At 65.3% G+C, this 6,134-nt stretch carries 7 protein-coding genes and 1 pseudogene; 3 read left to right on the plus strand and 5 right to left on the minus strand.

What is annotated here, in order from left to right; genetic code table 11:
• From JHD07_RS30305 to JHD07_RS30320, 4 genes are all read right to left on the minus strand, one after another.
• Positions 1 to 537: glycosyltransferase family 2 protein (locus JHD07_RS30305; protein WP_291628811.1), on the minus strand; the 537-nt coding region annotated here is incomplete at its 3' end.
• Positions 538 to 623: 86 nt separating this feature from the next.
• The gene (hisG, locus tag JHD07_RS30310) at positions 624 to 1,601 is read right to left on the minus strand and encodes an ATP phosphoribosyltransferase (RefSeq protein WP_291628812.1); all 978 of its coding nucleotides are present in this window, start codon (positions 1,599 to 1,601) and stop codon (positions 624 to 626) included.
• Positions 1,598 to 2,755, minus strand: a complete 1,158-nt coding sequence (locus tag JHD07_RS30315) for an ATP phosphoribosyltransferase regulatory subunit (protein WP_291628813.1) — start codon at positions 2,753 to 2,755, stop codon at positions 1,598 to 1,600. The genes hisG and JHD07_RS30315 overlap by 4 nt, the downstream gene beginning before the upstream one ends.
• A 221-nt stretch (positions 2,756 to 2,976) precedes the next feature.
• A complete protein-coding gene (locus JHD07_RS30320; protein WP_291628815.1) occupies positions 2,977 to 3,276 on the minus strand; it encodes a hypothetical protein in 300 nt (99 codons plus the stop codon).
• A 141-nt stretch (positions 3,277 to 3,417) separates the two neighbouring features.
• Between JHD07_RS30320 and JHD07_RS30325 the strand changes: the two genes are divergently transcribed.
• Together JHD07_RS30325 and JHD07_RS30330 are read left to right on the plus strand one after the other, a co-directional pair.
• A complete protein-coding gene (locus JHD07_RS30325) occupies positions 3,418 to 3,924 on the plus strand; it encodes a hypothetical protein (RefSeq protein WP_291628816.1) in 507 nt (168 codons plus the stop codon).
• 10 nt (positions 3,925 to 3,934) lie between these two features.
• On the plus strand, positions 3,935 to 4,945 hold the full coding sequence (locus JHD07_RS30330; RefSeq protein WP_291628817.1) for a helix-turn-helix domain-containing protein: 1,011 nt from the start codon (positions 3,935 to 3,937) through the stop codon (positions 4,943 to 4,945).
• On the opposite strand, the gene JHD07_RS30335 is transcribed toward JHD07_RS30330, so the two are convergent.
• Positions 4,942 to 5,697 carry a 16S rRNA (uracil(1498)-N(3))-methyltransferase gene (locus tag JHD07_RS30335; protein WP_291628818.1) on the minus strand — a complete coding sequence of 252 codons (756 nt, stop codon included), beginning with the start codon at positions 5,695 to 5,697 and terminating at the stop codon, positions 4,942 to 4,944. The two genes, JHD07_RS30330 and JHD07_RS30335, sit on opposite strands and share 4 nt — an antisense overlap.
• Before the next feature lie 210 nt (positions 5,698 to 5,907).
• Here JHD07_RS30335 and JHD07_RS30340 point away from each other — a divergent pair.
• Positions 5,908 to 6,134: pseudogene (locus JHD07_RS30340) on the plus strand (hypothetical protein); the annotation flags it as partial.

The raw sequence follows: 6,134 nt of genomic DNA on the forward strand, positions 1-6,134 counted from the left end.
GTCGCCGGCATCCTCGGGAATCTTCTGGCGGGCGCCCCAATTGATCAGCGCGTAGAAGCCGTGCACCGCGACCCTTCGCAGGAAGGGCTCGTTGTCGCGATGCGCCTTGGCGGTATAGACGACGTCATAGCCGTCCTCGATCCAGTGCCGCACCAGCTGCTCGACGAGCGCCGGCGGATGCTGGCCGTCGCCGTCCATGAACATGACGGCGCCGAGCCGGGCATGGTCGAGGCCCGCCATCAGCGCGGCCTCCTTGCCGAAATTGCGCGACAGCGACACCACCTGGACGTCGATCGCCTCGGCCGGCAGCGAACGCGCGATCGCCAGCGTCGCATCCTTGCTGCCGTCGTCGACATAGACGACCTCGCAAGGCAGGCGATAGCGCTGTCGCAGGGTCCTTGCGAGATCGCAGATGCGCTGATGCAGGCCGGCGAGGCCGGCCGCCTCGTTGTAGACGGGGACGACGATCGACAGCCCCTTCGCGGCTGCGCTGGCTGCGGTGGTCGTCATGCCGGATACGTCAGAGCCCAGCGTCATCGATCAAGGTTCCAGAGGTGTTTGGGTCTTCTCAACCGCATATGGTAGCTGCCGTTTGCTGTCGCTACGCTGAACAAAACCGGGGATCACCGCCGCAGGAACGCCTCGAGCTTGGCGAACAGCGGGTTTTCCCGGTCGAACACGTAGTCGAGCGAGACCACCGACACGGTCTCGGCGCCATGTTCGCGCAGGAAGCTCGCCAGCGCATAGAGCTGCCCCGGCGGGCAGTGCAACGTCAGCATGCCTGACGAGGTCGGCCCGCCGAACGGAGCTTCGACGCCGAACCGGCTGTGCGCCTCGTCGAGCAGGGCGGCATCGCATTGCCGGAAGCGGGTGCGGACCTCGCGGTATTTGTTGGCGCGCGCCCGTGCCGCGATGTGATCGAGGATGACGCGCGCGGTCTCGCGCGCCTGCGGCGACCAGTCGGCGTCCTTCGACGCCACCAAATTGGCCTGGCTGCGCAGGATCACGCCGTCGTCGAGCACCCGCAGGCCGTTGGCGGCCAGCGTCGCGCCCGTGGTGGTGATATCGACGATCAGCTCGGCGCTGCCGGCGGCAGGCGCGCCCTCGGTCGCGCCGGCGCTTTCGACGATGCGGTAATCGGTGATGCCTTGAGCCTGAAAGAAGCCGCGGGTGAGGTTGACGAACTTGGTCGCGACCCGCATCCGCATGTGATGCTGCTCGCGGAAGCCGGTGGTGACGTCGTCGAGATCGGCCATGGTGCGGACGTCGATCCAGGCCTGCGGCACTGCGACCACGACGTCGGCATAGCCGAAGCCGAGCCCCTCGATCAGCGACACCCGCTTGTCTGGATCGGCGATGTTCTCGCGCACCAGATCCTCGCCGGTGACGCCGAGATGCGCGAAGCCGCGCGACAGCTGCGCGGCAATCTCGCTCGCCGAGAGGTAGGCGACCTCGACATTGTCGAGGCCCGCAATGATGCCGCGATAATCGCGGGCGCCACCCGCCTTCGACAGCTTGAGACCGGCACGGGCGAAGAAGGCCTCGGTATTCTCCTGCAGGCGGCCCTTGGAGGGAACGGCCAGAACGAACGGCGCGCTCATGCTTGAGCTCCCACCTTGCGGCCGATCCGGTTCAGCGCGTCCACCCAGACCGAGAAGCCGACCGCGGGACTTGGCTCCACCGATCCGAGTTGGGTCATCAGTCGGTCATAGCGGCCGCCGGCGACCAGCGGCTCGGTGCCGTTGCCCCTGTGATGCAGCTCGAATTCGAAGCCGGTGTAATAATCGAGCCCGCGACCGAAGGCGGTCGAGAAGCGCGTCTGCTTCACGTCGATGCCGCGCGCGGCCATGAAGCCGACCCGGCTTTCGAACTGGTCGATGGCCGCAGCAAGGTCGAGTTTGGCGTCAGTGGTGAGCCTGCGCAGCTCGGCAATGGCATCGTCGGGATTGCCTGATATCGACAGGAAGCGCCTGAGCACAACGATGGCTTCGCGCGGCAGCGCGCCGCCCTTCAGGGTCGATTGCTCGAGGAAGCGATCGGCGATCTCGGCGGTGGTGCGGCCGCCGACATTGGTGGTGCCGGCGATCGACATCAGGTCGGTGACGAAGGCCAGCGCCGCCTTGCGGTCGGAGCCGGCGAGGGCGGCGAGCACGCCCTCATACTCGCTGCGGGTCGCGGTCGTCGCAGCCGCCAGCCGCTCCAGGTCCTGCTCCAGGCTGATCTTGCGGTTGAAATCCTTGACCAGGCGGCGGCGCCACACCGGATAGAGGTTGAGGGCGTCGAGCAGGGAGTTGAACAGCCCGACATCGCCGGTGCGGATCTCGACATCGCGGACGCCGAAGGCGCTCGTCGCCTCCAGAGCCAGCGCGAGCATCTCGGCATCAGCCGCGGCACGGTCCTGGCGGCCGAATGATTCGATCCCGGCTTGCAGGAATTCGCTGGCCCGGCCACTGCGGTAACGAAACACTGGGCCCAGATAGCTGAACCCGGCCGGCTGGCCGGCGCGGCTGGAGGCCAGGTAATCGCGCGCCACGGGAATGGTCAGGTCCGGGCGCAGGCAGAGTTCCTCGCCGGAGAGGTCGGTGGTGAGATACAGGCTCTTGCGGATGTCTTCGCCGGAGAGGTCCAGGAACGGCTCAGCCGGTTGCAGGATGGCGGGCTCGGCCCTGACATAGCCGGCCTGCGCGAACGACAAGAGCAGCGTATCCGCCCAGGCGGCGGAGCCGGCAGCATTTGAGGTGGCAGTGGCGGTCATAGAGGGGTCCATCGTCCCGGCGGAACCGGGCAGGGGCAGGAGGCGAATTGGCGCAGCCCTTAGCATGGCCCGAAAGGGGTTTCGACCTCCAAAGGATCAATCGCTTAACGAACCGGGAGCGTGGGCCGCCTGAGACAGGGCAAGGAAACAGGTCACGCTCTGACTTCAGACCAAAGTACCATAATACCCCTGATTGGGGCTGGCTTTGTTCGCCAGACATTTCATTCGGCCAGGGGAGGGAAGTCTCTGGCCGGGTCGACCGATGGTGTGACGGTCACGGCAAGCACCGACCCTGGCGCGGTGCACTCCGCGTCCTCCGCCAGTTGCTCGGCCAGTTCGAGCACCCTCTTCCGTCCGCCGGAATCGGTGAGGCGGAGAAATGCTTTGATGAGCCGCAACTCCTCGCATTGCCTCGCGCCCGGCAGAACATCGTCATTCATAATCGTGTCTTCCATCGCGATCGCCACGTCGATGTCGCCCGCATCATGGAAGCGCTGACGTCGCGGAAGCCGTCGGCGCATGAGGGTTCATGGCCGCCGAAGGCCGAGCGTCACAATGAAAAATTGAGAACCACAGGCAAGTCGCCCCATACTCATTTTGGGTATGGCCGATGATCCGCTCGCCGTGGCCATCGTTTACAAGATCAATACTGGTTTCGATTCATGCGCAATGCTTCAGATATTATCCGGACCGTCTCGCGGCACACGCTAGCCTATATGCTGTTCTCGATGAGCGAGTTGTTCCGGCACTACGACGAATTCGATCCGCTGGACCTTCTGATCATTCATGCGGTCCTGAATGCCAATGTCATCCACGTGATGAACGATCCGGCGTTGGACGAGAGATTTTCGAGCATTCATGCCGTCGAGCCGGATGTGATCAAGCAGGGGGTCTCGCGCGCCGCACTCTCCCGCTTCCTCAGCCTGCCGCTGGAGACGGTTCGCCGCCGCGTGACGGGACTGAAGAGGCGGAAGATCCTTGCCGAGACCAAGGCAGGACTCATCGTGACCGAGCAGAACGCATTCAGGTTTGGGAACAACCACGAACTTCAGAAGACCAACATGCTGTTGCTTACGAAGCTGCTACGCGATCTCAAACGTGCCGGCATTAGCGGGCCGGATGATCTGCGCACCGCCAGGGGCGCGGCGTCCGCAAGGAAGGCAAAGTAAGCGACACGACATGGATCATGGCCATCTCGATATTGCGCGCGACGGAGCACGCGAGCTGGCGGCGGACCGCTTGATGTCCTTCCAGAAGCTCAAGCCGTCGTCGGCCCTCGAGCTCGAGGCATATGACATCGACCATTTCGGCGAGACCGAGAGATATGCCGGCGCGTCCAGCATGCCGTTGTCGGGCGGGGCGACGGCAATCATGCGGGCTCGACTGAGCCTGCCGACCCTCACTCTCTCGCTGGTGAAGAGCTTCCCGAGGATCGTTCGCGGCTATCAATTGACGGATGCCGCCGCCGTCGTGGTGCCGATGGATCACGTGACCTCGGCCCGCATCAACGGCCAATCGATGGGCAGTTCTATCGTCGTACTGAAGGGCACCTCTGATTGCGTGGTGTATGAGCCTGAGGGGCGCCTGATGGCTGTCGTGTATTTCGCTCCGCCGCAACGCGAGCCGTGGGTGCAACTGACGGATGGCTATCATCTGGTAAACCCGGCTGCGGACGCACTCGCCTCGCTGCGCCATCTCGTCTCGGTGACGCTGGAAATCGCGGCTCATGATCCGGACTTCCTGAACCAGCCGATGTCGCTGACCGCCGTCGAGCAGTCCCTGCTCGGCGCGATGGAAGCTGCGCTGCGCACCGGAGAGAGTGGCGGCCCGGTGTCGTCCGTGACGGATGGCTACCGGCGGATCGTCGCGGACATGGAAAGGCTGATCCGGCAAGATCTGAGCGTCTGGCACAAGACGACCGAGATGGCCAAGCAGGTGGGCGTGTCCGTTCGCACGCTACAGAGCGCGACACAGGCCATCTGCGGCATGAGCCCGCACCGGTACAGCCGAATTCTGCGACTCTGGTCGGTGCGCAAGCAGCTACGCAGCGGACCGGGGCAGCGCAGCGTGAAGGCCTGCGCGATCGCAAACGGCTTCTGGCATCTGAGCGAGTTCGCCGCGAGTTACAGGGCGGCCTTCGGGGAGCTGCCGTCCGAGACGCTGCACCGCGCGGTGCGGGAAGCGAGCTAACCGCTGCCGCCGCGCCAATCGCCCAGCACCGCCTGCACCAGCGCCAGGGCGGCCACTGCGGCGGTGTCGGCCCGCATGATCCGTGGGCCCAGCGCCAGCCGCAGGATTTTGGGTTGCCGCAGCAATAGGGCCCGTTCTTCCTCGGCAAAGCCGCCTTCGGGGCCGATCAACACGTCGATACCTTTGACGGCCTCGCGTGCGCCGCGCAGGCTCTCGACTGGATCCTGGATCTCCGCCGCCTCGTCGCAAAAGATCAGCAGGCGGTCCTGAGCGCGCTGGCTGAGATACCGCGCCAGCGGTACCGGCTCGGCCACGGTGGCGATGCTGAGGATGCCGCACTGCTCGGCGGCCTCGACGACATTGGCGCGCATCCGCTCGGTGTTGACGCGGGAGGCCTGGGTGAACCGGGTGACGACCGGCTGAAGCGCGGCGGCCCCCATCTCGATGGCTTTCTGCACCATGTAGTCCAGCCGGGCATGCTTGAGCGGGGCGAAAACGTAGGTGAGGTCGGCGAGCCGGTCCTGCGGGCGGGTCTGCTGGAGGATGACGAGGCCGTCCGGCCGTTTGCGGCCCTCGATGGCGGCCTGCCACTCTCCATCGCGGCCATTGAAGGCGAGGACCTCGGCCCCTGCGGCCAGCCGCAGCACATTGCCGAGATAATTGCCCTGGTCGCGGTCGAGCGCCACCCTTGCGTCCTGGGCCAGGGGGGCGTCAACGAACAGGCGGGGGGCACGAAAATCGTGGGAAGGCATCGCTTGGGGGTCCGATTGCCGGCCGTTCTTAACCGAAAGGCGCCATTTCGGGGGTAAATATTGCCAGGCTGGTGCGTCCCAGCGCCGCGCTCTCGCCCTATTCCACGGGTTGTTAAGCGCCGGCGGGAATCGTAAAAACGCGAACACGCTGGTTGCGCTTCAATTTGGAAGCCCTGAGCCCCGTAAGCTTCTGCCGGAGAGACCAATTTGATGATCCGTCATTTGATGGTTCCTGTCACTGCCGCAATGGTCACGATGGGCGCAGCCGGCGCCTGTGCGCAAAGCGCATTCCCGGCGCCGCTGCCCAACCAGGCTGCCACCAATTCCCCGTTCCCTCCGGTCAACGGTTCGGCCCCGGCCGCTTCGGTCGGCGCGGCGCCGCAATCGTCCTTTCCGGTCAATGGCGCGGCCCCCGTCGGCGGCGCGCCGACCGAAGC

The organism is Bradyrhizobium sp. (genome assembly GCF_016462955.1).
Taxonomy (GTDB): Bacteria; Pseudomonadota; Alphaproteobacteria; order Rhizobiales; family Xanthobacteraceae; genus Bradyrhizobium.